This is a genomic window from Hephaestia mangrovi (assembly GCF_019880555.1).
GTDB classification, from domain to species: Bacteria; Pseudomonadota; Alphaproteobacteria; order Sphingomonadales; family Sphingomonadaceae; genus Sphingomonas; species Sphingomonas mangrovi.
In genome coordinates this window covers 88,182-106,797 of the sequence record NZ_JAINVU010000001.1, presented here as the reverse complement: position 1 = coordinate 106,797, position 18,616 = coordinate 88,182, and the positions used below count along the sequence as shown (strand labels likewise).

The 18,616-nt window shown below is 62.3% G+C and carries 15 protein-coding genes; all 15 read right to left on the bottom strand.

All coding sequences use genetic code 11. The features are described from left to right. Window positions 1–25: 25 nt before the first annotated feature. The 15 genes from K7G81_RS00420 to K7G81_RS00350 all read right to left on the bottom strand — a co-directional run bounded on the left by K7G81_RS00420 (window position 26) and on the right by K7G81_RS00350 (window position 18,589). Window positions 26–238: a hypothetical protein gene (locus tag K7G81_RS00420; RefSeq protein WP_255586454.1), complete on the bottom strand. Its 213-nt coding sequence runs from the start codon at window positions 236–238 to the stop codon at window positions 26–28. A gap of 130 nt (window positions 239–368) precedes the next feature. Then, window positions 369–734: a TrbC/VirB2 family protein gene (locus K7G81_RS00415; RefSeq protein WP_223028779.1), complete on the bottom strand. Its 366-nt coding sequence runs from the start codon at window positions 732–734 to the stop codon at window positions 369–371. After that, window positions 731–1,720 carry a P-type DNA transfer ATPase VirB11 gene (virB11, locus tag K7G81_RS00410; protein WP_223028778.1) on the bottom strand — a complete coding sequence of 330 codons (990 nt, stop codon included), beginning with the start codon at window positions 1,718–1,720 and terminating at the stop codon, window positions 731–733. Before virB11 ends, K7G81_RS00415 begins: the two co-directional genes overlap by 4 nt. Beyond that, window positions 1,717–2,808: a TrbI/VirB10 family protein gene (locus K7G81_RS17680; RefSeq protein WP_255586453.1), complete on the bottom strand. Its 1,092-nt coding sequence runs from the start codon at window positions 2,806–2,808 to the stop codon at window positions 1,717–1,719. The genes virB11 and K7G81_RS17680 overlap by 4 nt, the downstream gene beginning before the upstream one ends. After that, complete coding sequence (locus K7G81_RS00400) at window positions 2,808–3,497, bottom strand: TrbG/VirB9 family P-type conjugative transfer protein (RefSeq protein WP_223028777.1); 690 nt, start codon at window positions 3,495–3,497, stop codon at window positions 2,808–2,810. Before K7G81_RS00400 ends, K7G81_RS17680 begins: the two co-directional genes overlap by 1 nt. A gap of 14 nt (window positions 3,498–3,511) precedes the next feature. Continuing rightward, the gene (locus K7G81_RS00395) at window positions 3,512–4,246 is read right to left on the bottom strand and encodes a VirB8 family type IV secretion system protein (protein WP_223028776.1); all 735 of its coding nucleotides are present in this window, start codon (window positions 4,244–4,246) and stop codon (window positions 3,512–3,514) included. Beyond that, window positions 4,243–5,451 carry a TrbL/VirB6 family protein gene (locus K7G81_RS00390; RefSeq protein WP_223028775.1) on the bottom strand — a complete coding sequence of 403 codons (1,209 nt, stop codon included), beginning with the start codon at window positions 5,449–5,451 and terminating at the stop codon, window positions 4,243–4,245. Before K7G81_RS00390 ends, K7G81_RS00395 begins: the two co-directional genes overlap by 4 nt. Further along, on the bottom strand, window positions 5,448–7,820 hold the full coding sequence (locus K7G81_RS00385) for a VirB4 family type IV secretion/conjugal transfer ATPase (protein WP_223028774.1): 2,373 nt from the start codon (window positions 7,818–7,820) through the stop codon (window positions 5,448–5,450). The genes K7G81_RS00390 and K7G81_RS00385 overlap by 4 nt, the downstream gene beginning before the upstream one ends. Then, window positions 7,799–8,083, bottom strand: a complete 285-nt coding sequence (locus tag K7G81_RS00380) for a VirB3 family type IV secretion system protein (protein ID WP_223028773.1) — start codon at window positions 8,081–8,083, stop codon at window positions 7,799–7,801. The genes K7G81_RS00385 and K7G81_RS00380 overlap by 22 nt, the downstream gene beginning before the upstream one ends. A gap of 3 nt (window positions 8,084–8,086) precedes the next feature. Next, complete coding sequence (locus K7G81_RS00375) at window positions 8,087–8,410, bottom strand: TrbC/VirB2 family protein (RefSeq protein ID WP_369411997.1); 324 nt, start codon at window positions 8,408–8,410, stop codon at window positions 8,087–8,089. A 113-nt stretch (window positions 8,411–8,523) separates the two neighbouring features. Continuing rightward, window positions 8,524–9,105: a transposase gene (locus K7G81_RS00370; RefSeq protein ID WP_223028772.1), complete on the bottom strand. Its 582-nt coding sequence runs from the start codon at window positions 9,103–9,105 to the stop codon at window positions 8,524–8,526. 2,091 nt (window positions 9,106–11,196) lie between these two features. Beyond that, on the bottom strand, window positions 11,197–15,360 hold the full coding sequence (locus K7G81_RS00365; protein ID WP_223028771.1) for an RHS repeat-associated core domain-containing protein: 4,164 nt from the start codon (window positions 15,358–15,360) through the stop codon (window positions 11,197–11,199). Between the two features lie 99 nt (window positions 15,361–15,459). Next, window positions 15,460–15,666 (bottom strand): hypothetical protein, encoded by a 207-nt coding sequence (locus tag K7G81_RS00360; RefSeq protein ID WP_223029510.1) that lies wholly within the window; start codon window positions 15,664–15,666, stop codon window positions 15,460–15,462. Between the two features lie 1,091 nt (window positions 15,667–16,757). Continuing rightward, complete coding sequence (locus K7G81_RS00355) at window positions 16,758–17,198, bottom strand: hypothetical protein (RefSeq protein ID WP_223028770.1); 441 nt, start codon at window positions 17,196–17,198, stop codon at window positions 16,758–16,760. Then, window positions 17,198–18,589 carry an alginate export family protein gene (locus K7G81_RS00350; protein ID WP_223028769.1) on the bottom strand — a complete coding sequence of 464 codons (1,392 nt, stop codon included), beginning with the start codon at window positions 18,587–18,589 and terminating at the stop codon, window positions 17,198–17,200. The genes K7G81_RS00355 and K7G81_RS00350 overlap by 1 nt, the downstream gene beginning before the upstream one ends. Between the last annotated feature and the right edge of the window lie 27 nt (window positions 18,590–18,616).

Genomic DNA, 18,616 nt, shown 5'->3' with positions numbered 1-18,616 from the left:
TCCCGCTAAACGCAGAAGAGATCAGCTAAGACGAAGCGCCGGTCGTCTTGACGTTGGTCCGATTATCGGCCTTGTCGTGAGAATAGGTCGTCGTGAGATTGTTGTTGGCGGTGCCGGTATGCACCACCTTCACCAGCCGCCCCTTGGCGTCATAGGTGTAGGTCACCGTCTCGGTCGCCTGCGCAGCAACCGGCAACGCCGCCAGGGCAAGCCCCAGCAACATACGAACCTTCATCATGGCATCGACCCCTGTTTCTATCGTGCCCCGACTCGATCGTCGTAACCCGATACGATCACACGATTTCCAACATCACAAGATTAAAAGGAAAGTAACGTCCGAACTGGATCAATCCGCCGTCAACGCCCCCTCACCTGATGACCGAAGCACCGGCATAAGGATCATATGACGCCGCGTTGGCCGGCAACGGCGGCGCTGGCGGCGGAGGAGGCACGTTGGCATAAGGCGCCGGCGCAAGCGTCACATCTCTATGCATGTCCTGGACGACACCCGCCGCGCCAAACAGCAGAAAGCACCCGAGCACGACCGTCACGCCACGCCGCAGGTCGATACGGCCGCTCAGCATCAATAATCCAACCGCGGCAACGCACAGAATCGCGATGACGGTTGCGATGGTGCCAAGCAACGCCCCCTGCACCCAGTTGGCCGCCGCGATCAGCGGCGATGCGCCGGTCGGATCGGCAAGGAATGCGGAAGACGGATAGGAAGAGATCATCGCACCGTGACCTCGACCACCTTGCGCCGTCCCCCCACCCGACCAAGCTGGACAAACACCGCAATCGTCGAGCGGACATAATGCGCGACGTCGTCTCGGCTGAGCCGCGTGCCGCCCTGCAACGCCAGCAATACGAGCTGCTCGACCGCGCCCTGGGTGCTGTCGGCATGGATCGTCGTCATCGATCCGGGATGGCCCGTGTTGACCGCGCGCAGGAACGCGTAGGCCTCCGATCCGCGCAATTCGCCGAGGATGATCCGGTCGGGCCGCATCCGGAGCGACGCCGAGACGAGATCGTCAGCGGTCACCTCGGCCTCGCCCAAGGCGCTCCGCGCCGCAAGCAGGCCCACCGCATTGTCATGGCGGATGACGAGTTCGGGCGTGTCCTCGATCATAATCAGACGTTCGCCCCTGGGAATCTCACGGATCAACGCGTTGAGGAACGTCGTCTTGCCCGTCGACGTGCCCCCCGACACCAGGATGTTGCGCCGCGCCCGCACCGCGGCACCCAGCACGCCGGCGATGTCGCCCGCCGCCAGCCGCTCGGAAAGCTCGGTGTCGATTTCGGAGCGATGCACGGCATCGCCTGTCTGCGTGCCCGCGAAAGCATCGTTTGCCACATAGTCCTCGAGCGACAGGTCGGCCGCGACATGCTTGCGGATTGCCAGCGCCAGCTGCCCTCGTGTTGCCGGCGGCGCGATCACCTGCACCCGCGCGCCGTCGGGAAGCGTGGCTGAGAGCAGCGGATGCTCGCGATTGATGGCCTGATGCGACAGCGCCGCAATCTGCCGCGCAAGCCGCATCAAGGTCGCCGTATCGAGGGACGGCACCTCCTGGCGTTCGATCGTGCCGCCGATCGTCTCGATCCACAATTCGCCGGGGCGGTTGACGTAGATGTCGGTTACGTCGTCGCGGGCAAGCCATTGCTCGAACGGCGCCAGATAGCTGCGCAGATAAACCCAGTCGCCGAGTGCCGCCACGCTCATTGGTTCGCATCCGCGCCGCTAAAATCGAGATCGCGTGCAACGAAGATGCTGATACTGGCGCCAGGCTTGACCTTGAGCGTCGGCGCGATCTGGGTCGGCTGGACCAGCGTGCCGGTGGTGCCCTGCAAGGAGCCGGGCAACGCCACCACCACCGGCGAATGGCTCGACCGCGAGGCGAGATTGACGCCGACGTCGAGCACCGACTGCAGGATGGCGCCCGAGAAGCGCGCGAAGAAGTGGCTGTTGACGTCCGCCTTCACCCCGCCCGTCCCCACCGGATCGGCCGCGGGCGAACCGATCGCGATGGTCACGCCATCGGGGCGGATCAACCGCGACCACAGGATGAACGCGCGCTTCTGGCCCTGGGCAACCGCCCCGGCATATTGCCCGATCAGGCGGCTGCCGCGCGGGATCAACACCTGCTTGCCGTCGAACCCGCGCACGTCGCGCTGGACCAGCGCACGAGCAAATCCGGGATGATCGGAGTTGAGCCCGGTTTCGAGGACGGCAGGGATCAGCGTACCTTGCGGCACCGTCGTCGTGCGGTTGGCGAGCATCGCTGCATGAACGCGCTCGGTCGAAGCAGCACCGGGAACAGCATCGGCGCTCGTCGCTCCGCTATTGCTACCCCCGCTGGCCGGCGGTGGCGCCGAAGCGCGGCCATTGTCGACCACCAGCGCCTGACCGCCGGTATTGCGTGGCGGCGCCGGCTGCGGCTGCGATACGGGCGGCGGCAGATAGACGACCTGCGGCGACGGTTGCGGCTCGGGCGGGGGCGGCGGGGGCGCCACGGCCGGTTCGGGCGTGGGGGTCGCTGCCGGCGGTGGAGGCGGCGCCGGCGGGATGTAGAGCGGCGGCGGCGCGGGTTCTGCCACCGCGCCCGATCGTGCCACCGTTGCCGGCGCCATCAACGCACGTCGCCGTGCGTCGAGCATCACGAACAGGATGATCGCCGCGACGATCGCGATCGCCCCGATCGCCAGCCCGGAAAGACCGGCGCGCGGGCGCTCGACCATGGGCCGCACGTCGCGTTCGGCGATCGCTTCGGGTTCCCGCCGCGGATCGGCTTCGGGCAAGCCGCTGGCCATCAGTCACCCTCCGACGGGACGCGCTCGGCGCGCGCATCATGCTTGTCGATGCGGAAGATCAGTTCCTGATGCACGCTGTCGATGACGTAGAAGCCATCGCGCATCTCGCCATTGGCGAGCGTTTCGGCGCCACGGTCGTCGCGGAAGTAAGTCGCCGGCAGCGGCGCATCGACCGGCCATTGAATATAGGTATGGACGCCATCGTCGATCATCGCGATCGGCCGCAAGGCGTGATCGCCGTGGAGGACATAGCGCCCTTCCTCCTTCGGCTTTTCGGCCGCCGTTTTGTCCGGCGACGCCGTTGCCGGCGACGGATAATGGAACTGCACGCTATAGGCCATGGCGGGCGACGGCGAGGACAAGGCGACCAGGTCGAACGCATAGAGCCGGGTCGTCGTCACCACCGTCATGTTGGTGGCGGTGTTGCCCTGCAATGCCTTGACGAACAGGTGGTCGCCGCTGTGGCTGGCACTGACCTGCCAGGCCGCGCTATCCCCGACCGCGACGCTCTCGATCTGCTCGTCGGCGGCGAGCCCGACGGTGAGCTGATAGCCCGGCGCGGTTTCGAGCTCGACGACCTGATTGGGGTCATAATCGACCGACTGGATATGCGGGTCGCCCGGGCCGGGCTGCGGGCGCACCTGGGCGGCAAGCGGCGGTGCTGCAACCAATGCGGCGATAGCCGTCATGACAAGCGCCGGCTTCATTGCGACGGCTCGGGTGTGGCCGATGACGTCGGGCTCGCCTGCGGCGCGGGCGCCAGGGTTTCAGCGCTGCGGTTGTAGCGCACGACCTGGAACCCAAGGGGATTGACGTAGCGGTCAGCCACCGACATCGGCGCGCCCGACCAGGTGTAACGGATCACCGACACCCAGTTTTCAGCCGGATACTCGCGCGCGCCCTGGTCGTGTCGCTGGGTCGAGAACCGCACCATCGCGACATTCTTGCCGAGCGGCGTGACGCTCTTGACCGAGACATCGACGATCGTCGCGCGGGGATAGCGCCTCAGCGGGCTATCGGGGTTCGACGCCTGCATATGCGCGACATAAGCCCGCCGCGCGTCGCCGGCCGACCACAAGCCGACCTTGCGATAATCCGCCTGCAATGAATCGTAATCATAGCCCTCGCGGGCGATGACATATTGGACCAGGAATGACTGGGTGAGCGCCTTCGTGCTCGATACCAGCTGCGCATCGACGGGTTTCAGCGCCTGCACATACCCGGTCTGGCGATCGACCAGCAGCGTATAAGGCACAACCGTCTTGAGCGGCACGAGCAACAGCAGGGCGATCGCTTCGAACAGCGCGATACCGGCAGCGACCGCGGCGACGATCCACGCGATCCGGCGCGACGACCTCAGCTCGTCCCGGCGGTCCTCCGCCCAGCTGCCGGCCTCGGCATAATAAGCGTCGAGTGCTTCATTCGGTTTCTTGCTCATGATAGCTGATCCCGCCTGCCGGCGCTCGCGGAGACGCGCCGGGCCGTCCGGTTCGGAAAGCTGCGGCCGAGCGGTACGAGAGAAGGCGCGGTCGCGTCGCGGTCGCGGCTTGCCTGCGCGGTAATGCGGCCGGGCGCGGCCGGCGCCGCAGTCGCGCCCTGTGTCTCACGACGCTGGATCGCCGACACCGCGTCGGCGACGATCAGTGCGCGCGAGCGATCGGTGATCGGCGAGCGAACCGGCGAGGCCGCGACCGTTGTCCCGGCCAGCGAAGAACCCGATGACCATACAGCAGAGGCGGGCCAGGCGACGGGCAGTTTCCAACTGAACGCGATCCGCGCCATCAAGGCCAGCATGATGCCGAGCACGGCCGCAAAGATCACCGCGATCGCCAGCAATTGCGCGGGCGCGCCGGTGATCGCGAGATCAGCCGACCGCCGCGCCAGCAGATCGGCCAGCCAAGGCTCGAACAGCGCCAGCTCGATGCCGAGCACGATCGATGTCGCCAGTGCACCCAACGCAACCCCGATCACTGCGCGCAACCACCCCTCGAACAATCCCCGCGTGCCGTCGAACAACAGGAAGGCAATGAACAGCGGCCCCACGGCAAGCAGGTATCCGCCCGCGATCCGCAGCACGGCAAAGGCGCCGATCGCGCCCGCCAGAAATGCGACGCGCGCCGCTCCGAGCGCGAACGTGTCGAACCCGATGAACAACGGCGGCACGACCGGCGGGTAACCCGCCTGCCCCGCTGCCGCCGGCGGCTGGCCGACCCCGTAGACCGCCAGCGCCTCGAACGACCGATCGGCATTATCGAGCCGGGCAACGAGCCCGCCAGCACTACCGGGCAGTCCCGCAGCACCGCCCACCTCCGCCGCCAGTTCGGCCGGCTCGTGCAGCACCACGTCATAGATCACGCGCTGATAGGCCGGCCAGCTGGTCGCAAGGACCAGCACGATGCCGATCTTGACGCAGGCGAGCACGCCCTCGCGGATCGTCGGCACCTGGCCGAACAACATGCGATAGCCGATGAACGCCACGAACAGCGTCAGCAGGATCGTGAGCAGCGCCGACACCGTCGATCCCGGCGCGGCGAGCGCCTGATAGCCTTGCGCACCGAGCATCTGCGCCTGGCAATCGAGGAACCCGATCACGCCGGGTGCGAACGACACCGCGCCCGGGACGCTCGAACACGGCGCGATCATGCCTGCTCCAGCAATGGTTCGAGCCAATGCTCGGGATCGTCGCCCCGCTCGGCGCGCAGCGCATCGAGCAGGCGTACCGTGCGTTCGCGCCCCGACAGGATGGTCAGGAGATCGCGCTCACCGGCGAGGTTGAGCCGCGCGACCACGCTTTCCGCACCATGTTTGACGAGGAAGCAATGCGCGCTGTCGGGCAAAGTGCGAACGAGATCGAACTCATGGGCAGTGAGGCCGAAGCCGTCGATATAATCGGCTTCGCGCGCCTTGGGATTGACCATGAAGATCTGGGTCGCCGCCTGCTCGATGATCGCGCTGGCGATGCGGCTTTCGAGCGCATCCTGCGCGCTTTGCGTCGCGAACCCGACGATGCCGTTCCTCTTGCGGATGGTCTTTTCCCAATCCTTGATCCGGCGCACGAACACCTCGTCGTCGAGTGCTTTCCAGCCTTCATCGACGATGATGATCGCGGGTGAGCCATCGAGCCGCTCCTCGACGCGGTGGAACAGATACATCATCGCCGGCGTGCGCACCGCCGGATCATCGAGGATCTGCGTCATGTCGAACCCGACCGCGCGGGCAGCGAGGTCGGTGCGATCACTGGCATTGTCGAACAGCCAGGCACGCTCCCCTTCCCCCCACCACGGCTTGAGCCGCGACCACAGGTCGTCCGCGCGCGGCCGCCGACCGCCGCGGAACAGCTCGACCAGATGCCTCAGGCGCCGGTGCCCGACCGGCTGCTGGAAATTGGCGTCGATCGCATCCTTGATCGCCGCGATCTCCTCGACCTCGCCGGCGCCACCGAGCTGGGCGACCCAGTCGATCAGGAACTGACGATTGGCTGGCGTGTCGGGCAATTGCAGCGGATTGAGCCCGGAGGGCTCGCCGGGCCGCAGCACATCGTAGCGGCCGCCGATCGCGCGCAGGAACAGTTCAGCCCCACGATCCTTGTCGAAGAACACAATGCGGGGATCGAGCTTGCGCGCCTGCGCCAGCAGGAAGTTGAGCACCACCGTCTTGCCCGAGCCCGACGGGCCGATCACCGTGAAATTACCAAGATCGCCCTGGTGAAAGTTGAAGAAATATGGTCCCGCAGCAGTCGTCTCGAGCAGGGTGATCGCATCGCCCCAATGGTTGCCTTGCGCATTCCCGATCGGGAAATTGTGCCCGCTGGCGAGGCCTGCGAAATTGCCCGACGAGACCAGCCCGCGCCGCGCGACATATTTGAAGTTGCCGGGGAACTGTGCCCAGAATGTCGGCTCGAGCGCGATTTCCTCGCGCACCGCGATGATCCCGAGATCGGCGAGCGTCGCCTGCACTTCGGCAATGCCGGCATCGACCTCTTCCGGCGTCGTTCCGCGAACGCCGATCGTCATGTGATGTTCGCCATAAGCGGCACGCCCCGCGGCGACATCGTCTTTCGCCTGAGCGAGATCGGCGCGCAGGCTGAGCGCCTCGTCCTCGGCCGAGCGCATCCGCCTGAGCGCCAGGTTCATGCGGCCGAGTGCCGCCTGGCGATCGACGAACCCGAACGACTGCGACATCACCAGCTCGAACGGCAGCCGCAGCAGCTCGTCGAACATACCGGGGCTGGTCTGTCCGGGATAATCCTTGATCGACACAAGCCCGAAGAAGGCGCGCGGCGTATTGCCGGCCGGCGCCAGCTCGACGGTCTGCTGGCCGAAGCTGATCCGCCGATACGGCAGATAGGCACCGAGATCCTGCATCGGCAGCAGTACCGGGCGCATTTCGCCGTTGAGCAGATGCGACAGGAACTCGAGTGGCTCCGAGCATGGACCCTGCGGGCTGTCATAGACCGTCAGCAAGCGCGGCCCGTAGCTCCCCAGCGCCGCGATCAGCGCATCACGAGCGGCGTCGAGCTGGCGCAGCTCGTGGGCGACGCTCGCGGCGCGATCCTCCCCGCCCCGTCCGAGCAGTGCCTGCAAGCGGTCGATCGCGCCGATCCGCCCCTGCAACGGCCGCCGCACCAGGGTCAGGTAGAGATCGTTGACGTAGAGCTTGCGGCTCGCCAGCCGGGCTTGCCACGCCGCGTCGAGCCGTGCCGAAAAGGCATCGGGAAAGTCGCCCGCCAGGCCGGCGTCGATCCGGCGCCGGACGACGTGATGGCAGATCGCGAAGCGCGACGTACCGATCGCTTGCAGCATCGCGTCGCGAAGCTGCTTGCGATAGTTGATCTCCTCGGTATCCGCCGTTTCGAACAACAGGCCGCGCAGATGCACAATCTGCATGAGCAGCCCGTCGCGCGTCTCGATCGTATGCGCGTCGACATGCCGGGCATAGGGTAGATGGCGGCCCGCCGATTGTTCCCGCGCGACCGTCTTCCGATCGTTGCTCAGGGCCGGTAGGAGTTGCATCGCCAGATCGAATAGTTCTTGACGCGCGGGCATCGTCCGACCCGCGTCAGCCACAGGTCGAAGAAGCGCGGCTCGCGCAAACAGAGCACCATGCCGGCAAGGTGGACGACGACCGCCGCCAGCAGCACCCAGACCGTGCGGAAGATCAGGAACAATTCGGTCGCGATCACCGCGTTCGCGACGAAATAGCTGTAGGTGACGCCCGCGAACATCTGCGGGCGCGTCAGGGCAACGAACAGCGGATCGCGGTCCACGCCGGCCATCGCTCAGCCGCCGAGCTGGGCGGTCGACTGGATACCGGCGACGATGCTCGCCGCGCCGAACAGGATGAAGCAGCCGAGAATGACGGTCGCGCCATAGCGCCAATTGATCCGGCCGGTCAGCATCATGAACCCTACCGCGGCAACCGCGATCACCGCGACGACGGTGGCGATCGTGCCGAGCAGCGTTCCCTGCAGCCAATGCACCGCCGCGATCAGCGGGCCGGACCCGGCCGGGTCAGCCAGCTCGTCCTGCGCCCTTGCGGCGGTTGACCAGAGCAGCACCACCGCAGCGGCATGACAATGCCGCGTTCCTCTCTGCGATATCACTTGCGCCCCTTTCGCGATTTTTCCCCGATTCGCCTCACCTTGCTACGCCTTGCGACCCGCCCATGCCAAGCACGTTGGCTCCTGATTGGTGGAAAATGCGCGTCTTATTCTTGCTAGGCGCCAGGCAAGCGCGGCTTGGGGCCACGCTTCTGCGGCGCGAGCACCCGGCCCGTTCGCGCTTCCAGCGCAGCGATCCATTCGGCGCTTCCGAGCGGACGACCGGTGGCTTCCGATCGCCACAGCGCCTGCCAGGCATCGGCGCCGTCTTCAGGCGAGCCGAGAAAGCGGGCAAAGTCGCCATCGCGTTCGAGCGCCGGCGCGACGCGGACCAGACCATCGTCCTCCCCCGCCGGATGCGCCCGCACGCTCGACCAGCGCCATTCCTCCGCGCGTGAGGTCAATCGCACGCGAACCGGGTTGCGCGACACATAGCGGATCGCATGCGCGAGATGGCGCTCATCCATCACCACCGCCCCGTAGCGCCCTTGCCAGAGATGCCCGGTCCAGCGGTGGCGTGCGTTGATGAAGCCGGTATAGCGGCGATGCGCATCGGCAAAGGTTCGCCGCAACCCGTCCTCATCCGATGGCACGACGATCAGGTGAACGGGATTGGGCATCAGGCAATAACACCAGATCTCCGCACCCGCCTTGCCGGCCGCCTCCGCAATCAGGTCAAGGTAGAGCGTAATCGCCATCCTCGAAAAAGGTCCGCTGCCTGCGGTTGCCCCGCTGCGTCACGTGATAGGGATAGCCGGGCAGGACGAGGCGAGCAGACGGGCCAGGCGGCCAGAGATAGCGAATTTGGTGTATTTAGTAAACTGTCACCGTAATCACAGCCGAGATCTGATTTCGAGATAAAATAAGCGACCTATTTATTGGGAAGAGGCCTCCGCCTCTTTATTGTCTCAAAACAGCTAATAATTCCGAACACAATAAATATTACTATATTAGTTGCGGTGACAATCTTATCTGATAAGCCCTTACCCCAGATAGGTGACGATATAAACAATAAGAAGAACATACCTCGATATCCGTATAGAGGTATAAATCGAGCATTTCTATTTACATGGTGCAGGCTAATGTTAATAAACATCATATAAAATCGATCCATCGATAGATCTATAATGATGCATAATAATGTAAACATAGATAATGAAGCAATCATGTCGCCCTTTATTTTCAGAGTTGCGCTTCAGCAAATTTTCCGGCGGCATAGCCTTGTGCTTCGCCCGCAGCATCAGCGACACGACTTACATCGCTGCCACCAACCTTGGCTTGAGCTGAGGCAGCGGCAGGTAAAAGTCTTCCGATAGCGAGAGAAGCCCCCGCAACACCTACAGTGCGTAGCGCAGCCCCTCGATCGCCACCCTGCCACTTCGAATACGCCGAAACACCTGTCGCAATCAGACCTGCGCCTTTAGCGAAAAGTGCCACGCCTCCCAGAACAACGCCGCCAACACCAGTTTCAGAAGTCGCTAGAGCCGCGACACCGGCAACTGCGGCGACCTTATCCGCCCTAGCTGCGACACCGTCAGCATAATTCGCCCAAGATGCCCATGAGCCATAAGCCGAGCATTGATTCTGCTCCTTTTGCGGCGATCCTACTGCCTTCGGATACAGAATTGCCCTGAAGTTTCCTTGTAAGGTGTGTTCTGTGCACCGGATTTAGCATCGTACGTGACGGTCACGTTATAACAGCCGACCCGCTTCTCGACCTTAGCATATGAGATAAATTCGATGCTCCGTGACTGGATGCCCGCTCGCCTCTGGAGTTGCTTGACCCAAGCGCTACCAACATCTGACTCCACCAAGCGCCCATGACAATTGCTTAGGCTTAAAAGGCGCGGAGAATGAACGGCGTTCACGGTCAGCAGCACCCGACAGGTATTAATCCGGTCCACTGACACGCCCTTGACTGCCCTGCCAAGCGGCTTCGCCATAGCACCACATTTAGCTTCGAGCAGCTCGCCGGCCTCGTCGTCGCTCGCGTATTTACGGATTTCACAACGTGACGTCGTAGCTGAAAGGCGAGCCACAACTTCGACTTGTGCCGGTGGGGAATCGATTAGGGACATCTGCCGATCCTATTGAGCCGTAGTGCCGGGAGGACAGTGTCCGCCCGCAGGCACTGTGATGATCACGGGAACCGTGCGCTTGCCGAACGTCAACGCACCTTTGAGAGTTGAGAATCGATAGATATCGAACCTCGAGCCCGGCGCGTTCCTAATGTTCACGTCGCCGTAGTCGCCGACGGTAAAGGGTGGTGATGGTCCACCAGTCTCTTTTAGAAGACTGTCGAGGCCCTGTGGATATATCTTGATTGCCCCTGCAGCACCTTCCCGCAACGCTCTTCGCCCGAACCCAAACGTACTTGCTCCTGCGATAGCAACTGTCCCGTTTGCAGGCTTAGTTCCGGGAGCGAAGGCTGAGTCACCGGGAGCTTGGGGCAAGGGCCCAACAGCAGAGAAGGTTGCGGTGCCTTTGCAGGTCAGATCCTTTTGCGGCTATTATCACCTATTCGTTCCGACGATTCCCATACACCAATATCAACAAGATGGCGGGATAACCGACCGCCCAAATTGCTAAATTTCGCCTGACATAGTGGCGCTTACCGGCAACGCACTTTTCAGCAGGAGTCGTACTAGGGCAGTCGCCCATCACTGACCCGACAAACACAATGAAACCAAGAATGGCATATATGCAGGAGAATAGAATAATTATTCTAGAGCGATTCATAAGACACCCACTCTTTATTGTGTTAACTATGATCGTGTCAGCCGCGCGGATTAGCCACAAGGCCTCTCCTTATTGTATTGTGCTTCCAAGCTTCTGGCTACTGATTTAGCTTGGGCTTCAAGGGAGTTGCCGTAATAGTCATCGCCGCCTGACAGCACTTGGCCGATCGAGCTCGCACCATATATCGAATAAAATCCCAGTTTACCTAGAGAATTAAACTGAAAACTATGGAATATCTCTTCATAGTGATCTCTATTACCAGCTGAAGTATAATGAGAAAATTGATCGGGCTTGACATAAACATCGTCTAAGTTGGTGACTGCTCCCGTAGTATCCTCCCCGTATGCTAAGTCGGTAAATAGGTTTCCTGTGCCGAGAGCCGGAGTGCCATTGTGAAATGTAATTTTGGAGAGGAAGCTTGTGTCGGTAGCGCCCGCGTTTCGAAACTTGTTGGCTAGCCAAGCGGACTCGCACGGAGTAATGTTCGCATTCTGCGGCAGCCTCGTCGCTTTCACGAGGACTTCATTTGGTCCGCCAGCACCTCCACCTGGCGAGGAATTGCCTCCTTCGGGAGAATTCGAGATGTTGTCCCACGGGTCGAGATGACACTGAATAACGCGCCCGGAGCCAGCTACCTTGCCGGAGCTATCGTAGACGGTTCCACCGGCAGAATACCCACAAGTAAGCATTCCCGTCGGATCAACGAAGTTGACCGGATCACCACCAACATAATTATACCAATTCAGTCCATCAGCATATCCGATGGGATCGGTCTGCATGAACCGGCCGAGGCTGGGGGAATACATCCGGGCCTTGTAATAATAGAGCCCAACCTCGGGCAGCCATGCCTGACCGGTATATTGGAACCGCCCGCTGTTGCCCGATCCGGGGATGCCATATTCGTCATAGCTGTTGATCGCTGTCGTGTTGCCCGAACTGTCGGTCAGCGCGATCACGCTGCCGCGCTCGTCGGCGTGCAGCCAGGTCCGGCTGGTCGTGCCGGTGCCGGTATATTGCACGATCGGATCGTCGGTCCCGGGGCCGTAGACGTAGCGTTTCTGAAGCGCGTTGGACGCATTGTATTCGCCGACCATCTCGAGCCCGTCATAGGCGAACCGCGTCGTCGTCGAGCCCTTGGTCACTTGATAAAGCCGCAGCAGCGGATCGTAGGTCAGGCTGGTACTGCCCGGGCCTGTCTTCATCAGATTCTCGGAACTGTAGGTGTAGCTGTCCGAGCCGCTGGTGGTGAGATTGCCGCGCGCGTCATAGCCGAGGCTCGTGCTGCCTGCGGCCGTGTACTGGTTGAGCCCGTTGGTCGTGTAGTTGCGGTTGACGTTGACCGCACCGTTCCAGGCATAAGCGTCGTTCGAGCTCGCCGCGCTCGCGATCTGGCTCGCCGGATTGTAGGTGAACGTCTTCGTCAGGTCGTCGGCCGAGCCGCCGAGGTTGTGGACCAGCGTCGCCAGCCGCGACATCGCATCCGGCGTCCACGCGCTCGCCGTGCCGTTGCCGTTGGTCACGTACGTCCGGTTGCCGAGATCGTCATAGGTGTAGGTCGCCAGCACGCCCGCGCCCGAGGTCGCGCCATTCTCGCGCACCTTGGTCATCTCACCCAGCACGTCGTAATCGTAGATCACGTAGAACCCGTCCGGCCATTGCAGTTCGGTTCTACGCCCGCCCGCATCCCAGGTCGAGGTCAGCGTGCCTTGCGGCCCCGTCTCAGTCCGCAGCCGCGAGAGCGCGTCATAGGTGAACGACAAGGCGTTCCCCGATTGTGTGGCCGATTTTGGCCGGTCGAGCAGATCGTAGGCGTAGGTTACGTCCGGCTCGCTGCCCGGCAGGTTCTTCGATACCAAGCGGTTCAGGTGATCGTAGCCGTATATGATCTTTTGCGTGCTGTCCGAGGCATAGCCCCGGAGATCACGCTCGGTGACGTTGCCGTTGGCGTCATAGCCGAGCTGCTCATAATCCGTGGTCGAACTCGTTCCCGCGCTCGTCGGGCTGGGATATTCGGTCTTCGACAGCCGGTCGAACCCGTCGTAGATGTACGTCGTCTTGTTGCCCTCGCCGTCAGTCACGGACGCGACCTTGCCGTTTATGGAATAGGTCGTGCTCTCGGTCGAGGCTGTGCCCGAAACGCCATAAGCGCTCGTCACCGAAGTCACCCGGTTCAAGGCGTCATAGACCGTGTTGCGGGTGATCCGGTCGGGGCCGGCGCTTCCCGCCGTCTGCGCCGTGCACGCCGCGGTCACCGTCCCCCACGCCGACGGGTTCATCCTGACCGCCGTGCAATCGGGTCGCCCGTAACTGTCATAGCTGTAGTCGGTGACACCGTAGGTCGTGCCGCCCGCCGTCACCGCATCACGGATCTTGCGATGATGGCTGTCATAGCTGGTCGTCAGCTGCTGCTTCGACACGAACGCATTCCACGCCGTGTCGTCGGTTCCCGTGACCGTCCCGACCTCCGCCTTGGTCACCTGGCCCAGGCCATTGTAGGTCAGCTTCTGCGCTCGCTGCTTGAGGCTGCCCGATCCATCCGGGTCTGCCGAAATTACGCCGACCGCGCGGCGCGCCGCATCATAGCGATAATAGGTCGTATCCGCCGTTCCCGACAGCGGCCCATCGACGGTCGCGACGTCACCCATCGGGGTATAAGTTGCGGTAGTGGTCGCCGATACGGAGCCATCGCCGGCCGCGACTGTCTGGCTCGTCGCGTTACCGCTGGCGTCATAGCCGATCGAGGTCTTCACCTCGTTCGCCGTGCCGGCGCAAGTGGTCGCCGTCGCGCATGTCGTCATGCCACTCAGCAGGCTGACGCCGCCAACGCTGGTATAGCTGTAGGACGTCTTCCTGCGCGGGACGCCCGTCGCCGCTGCCGGCAGCGTCACGGTCAATAGCTGACCCGTCGTCGTGTCATAAGTATAGTCGGTCTGGTTTAGGTTGGCGTCCTTGGTCCAGGTCGGCTCGTTGCACGCGACGTTCGTGCAGCTTGTCGGGAAACCGGCCGTGGTCACGATATCGGCCGGCGTGCCCGGGGTCTTCGATATCTCACGGGTTTCGGTGATGTTGCCGCGCTCGCCATAAGTGAACTTCTTGACGTTGCCCTCAGGGTAGGTGATTGAGGTCAAGCGGCCGTAGCTGTCATAGCCATATATGGTGCTGTGCGAAGCGGCGTCAGTCACCTTGGTCGGTCGGCTGATGGTCAGATCCGATACGATCGTCGTATGGTTCCCGGCCGGATCGGTTACCACCATCGTCGCAGTCGAGCCGCTTGTCGAGTAAGCATAGTGGGTCGTGACCCCACCGCTCGTCACCGACGTCACGTAGCTCGCCGATCCGCCGATCACGACGCCCGGGCTCGACTCGCCCGGCGCCTTGATGCTGGTCGACGTGATCTCCCAGACATTGTCGTCGGTATCGGTTACGTCGACCGTTCCGGTCGACGGATAGCTGTAATTCACCGTTGCCTGCGGCGTGGTGCTGACGTTGGTGTTATAGAATGAGGCACGCACCCGCTGAAACCATTCATCTGGCGGGGGCGTCTGGTTTCCGCCTCCACCCGGCCCACCGCCAATGAACGGATAGCCGAACGAGATTTTGTATCCGAAGCTGTTGGCCACGTTTGACAGCCGCCACGAATAGGTCGTCGTCGACTGCGACCCGTAGGGCGGGCCGGGATAGCCGTAGTACGCGTAGGAGAGCGTCGTCGTCGCCCCATTCGGCTCCGTAATCGATGTGGCCACGAGTTCGCAGCTGAATTGGTTGGGCGCGGTGTGGCCGCAGAAACTGTTGTAGCCTGAATAGGCAGGGGCCGTGTAGGCGATCTTTGTGCCGTCTGAAGCCGTATAGACATAGGAACTGCCGCCGCCCGTGAGCGTGGCGCCGTCATTCTTGCTCGAAACGAAGCCCGAACCCGAAGACGTGAACACGTCCACGAAGCGGCCTCTCTGGCCTACCGTGACAGTCGTGGCGCTGCCGTTGGGGCTGAGATTGAACGAGTAATTGTCCCATTGCGAAAACTTCGAGCTCGCGTCCTGACGGATCAGCGACAACTCGGCGTCACCCGAACCAATCGATCCTTCCTTGAAATTCATCACGTAGTCGTCGCGGGTAAGATCGACTCCGTTTGCGTCCAGATTGCGGTGGAGCACCGCCTGCCCGAATGCGGGTGCGGAAACGATTGCTCCGCCCAAGGCCGTCGTGGTCAACAGCACGCGCAAGCGCCGCGCGGCGCAGCCGCGCGCGTTCGATCGGTTCGTCATTGCGTCCCCCGTTATTTTAGTTGGGGCTCGCAAGCCCCTGCCCGATCAGCCCTACGCGCCAGTTGTCGTGACATTGGTCCGATTATCGGCCTTGTCGTGAGAATAAGTCGTCGTGAGATTGTTGTTGGCGGTGCCGGTATGCACCACCTTCATCAGCCGCCCCTTGGCGTCATAGGTGTAGGTCACCGTCTCGGTCGCCTGCGCAGCAACCGGCATCGCCGCCAGGGCAAGCCCCAGCAACATACGAACCTTCATCATGGCATCGACCCCTGTTCCTATCGTGCCCCGACTCGATCGTCGTAACCCGATACGATCACACGATTTCCAACAGCACAAGATTAAAAGGAAAGTAATATCCGGACCGGATCAATCCGGCTGGATTGCCGTCACCTGATAACTGAAGCATCGCTACAAAATCATATGCCCCCGCGTTGGATGGCCAGCGAGGGGCCCCGCGGGCAGTGCACCCGATATGGGCGATAAGAGGTTCGAGCGTCAGATCCGCACACTCAAGCTCAGCTATTTCTTGTGCGCCACGGAGAATGGCCGCGGCTGACACGGGCGATCTGTTTACAGGGCGCCAAGTTCCCTCTGGCGGAGACGTAAATCCCATCCAATCTTAAGCGGCCGGCTCACCCTTGCCACGATCAGGAGCGAGTTCCAACGAAGTTCAGATTATCTCATCGCCTCGTTGGCATCATCGATGGTATCAACGAGTTCGTGTTTTAGTATAATATAGCAATATCAATAAATTGGTTGATTTTTTGAATTCCCGTAGGGGTCACCATATTTCTCAGCGGCTTACGGTACGTTCTTCAAGCCGGCTCGAGCGCTCACTGCAAATTCACTGCAAAACCGTCACCGGATTTTGACGGATGTTCCTGTACTGTTCGCGATATTTGCCGTGGATCGTCTCTGATTTGATAGTCGCTCATTCAGCGGGCTGATCAGGAACTCCGAAGGCAGAGGCCACAGGTTCGAATCCTGTCGGGTGCGCCATAATTCAATGACTTAGAGGTCTATTGGCGAAAACGGTCAAATATCCGTCAAATATCTTTTGGCGGACTATGGCGGACGCCATCAATGAAGGGTGCTCGGCGCACTCCTCTCAAAAGGCTCTATGATTCGCGTGAATCATTTGGCGAAGTAGGACGACCGGACGCGGTACGAGCCCTTCATTCCCCCCGCAGATCGAACGCCAGCTATTGCCAAAAGCCGACGTTGAGCGCGTAGCCGCGCAGCTTCCGCGTTACGACTGAAGCTGGGCCGGTTGCCGGCCGGCTGCTTTCAGCGTGAGATAGAGGATAGCTGCCATAGGAAGGATGACAACGGGAACCGCCGCTGGACGATTAGCGCCATAGCTTCCAGCCGATGAGTTCGAGCTCGGCGGCGCGGTATTCCTCGCATGATTTGCCGGGCGGCGCAGCGAGGCGATTAGGCACCAACTGGTCCACAAGCGTCATGTCGATGGGCCATTTTCCGGTGACTCCCCTGAGCAGTTCGACCGCGATGAAGATCGCATGGAGCGCATTCGATTTCGGCCGCTCCATCGGCAGAACGATCAAGCCGCGTGCATGCCCGCTGGTATTCCGCCAGATGGTCCAATTGCGATAATAAGCCTGCCGAATAGTCCAGCCCGCCACTGTCAGCCGAGTAATGAATGCATTTAGCGGCGGGCTCTCTGTCGGATCGGCGGGGAGCGGCATCGTCGACAGTGCCAGCATGAGGCGAATGAGCCGCGAAGGCCGCTCGCGTTCCAACAGCGGCACTGGATCGAGAGAGCCTGGCATCAGAACGTCGCCGTGATGTCGGCATAACCGTAGATCGGGTTGCCGTAGCCGTTGGCGTTGGGCGCGTCCTTGAGGAAGCGGCCGTTGATCAGAAGCGCTGCGCCGGTGTCGAGGCGCAGCAGCTTGGGCACGATCCAGTAGCGCACACGGCCTTCGATCTGCTGGCCGGCGAATGTGCCCGATCCGCCGGTCGCGTCCTTAACGCCAGTGTTGGCGAAGCTGTCGGTCGCACTTTCGAGCCAAGCGGCGCGGTACATGATCGAGCCATCCCAGCGCTTGTTCGGCGTCACTTCGAGGCGGATGCCAGGCGACGAAATGTTGTTTCGGCCGAGCGGGCCGTAGATGCCGGTCGGGCCGTAATCGGGGCGGCGCGGGCCGTAGAGGCTGTCGAACCTCGTATAGTCCTTGCCGCCGTGATCGCCACTGGCGCGATCAAATTCGAGAGAGACCCGCGGCACCCAGGCGCCGGCGAATTGATGGCCGACCTCGGCATGGATGAAATAGGCCGAGACCTGCTTGTCAGGCGCGGTCGGCGCGGTGCTGGTGCGTGTGCTGCCGAGTTGATAGGCGCCCTCGAATTCGAAATCGGTCTTGCCCGGCTTTGGGTCCGAATAGAGCCGCAGGCCCGGCGTGTAGATCTCACGATTCTTGGTCGGGTATCCCGGCGCGTCGCGCTCGTTCAGGCCGAAGAAATAGAGATCGAGATTGGCGCGGCCGACCAGCGCCGGCTTGGTAAGGAACCCGCCCCAGAAGGCGACGTCGAAGCTCTCGCGGTCCCATTGCACCTTGTTATCGAGCACGCCCTGCTTGTCGCTGGGCAGGCGATTGAGCGGCAGCGTGTAGAACACGGTGAGATAGGTCTTGTCGGCGCCGGTGAACTCGGCGCGGAAGCCGTCGAACGCGTTGGTCGCGTTGCGGAAGTTGTTGCGGCCGACCAGGCGGCGCGAGCCGAGGTCGATGGTCTGGCGGCCGAGGGTCAGGACCGTCTTCGATCCCTTCCCCAGCGCATCGCCGAGATTGGCACCTATATAGCCCTGGATCAGCTCGAACGCGTTGACGTCGTTGTTGCTGACGGCGCTCTTCGCGTCATCGAGATAGGCGCGCGAGTCCATCAGCTCGCCGCCGATGCGGAAAATGCCGGGATGATATTCGGCGAACAGCGTCGTGCGGAACGACAGCAGGTCGTCGGTCTTGCCGCCGCCGGGACGGAATTCGTTGTCGAGCGTCTCGTAGCGCGCGCGAATGCTGCCCGAGAGCGTGAAATCGTCGGGATCGCCGATCGCCTGTTGTAGCGTCCACGGTGCGGCCGATTTGGCCGGCCTGGCGTCCTGGGCGTGCGCCGCGATCGGCACGGCGGCGAGGGTAGCGGCGGTCAGGAAGCGTGTAATCATCGTCATTGTCCCAAAGAAAGGATGGCG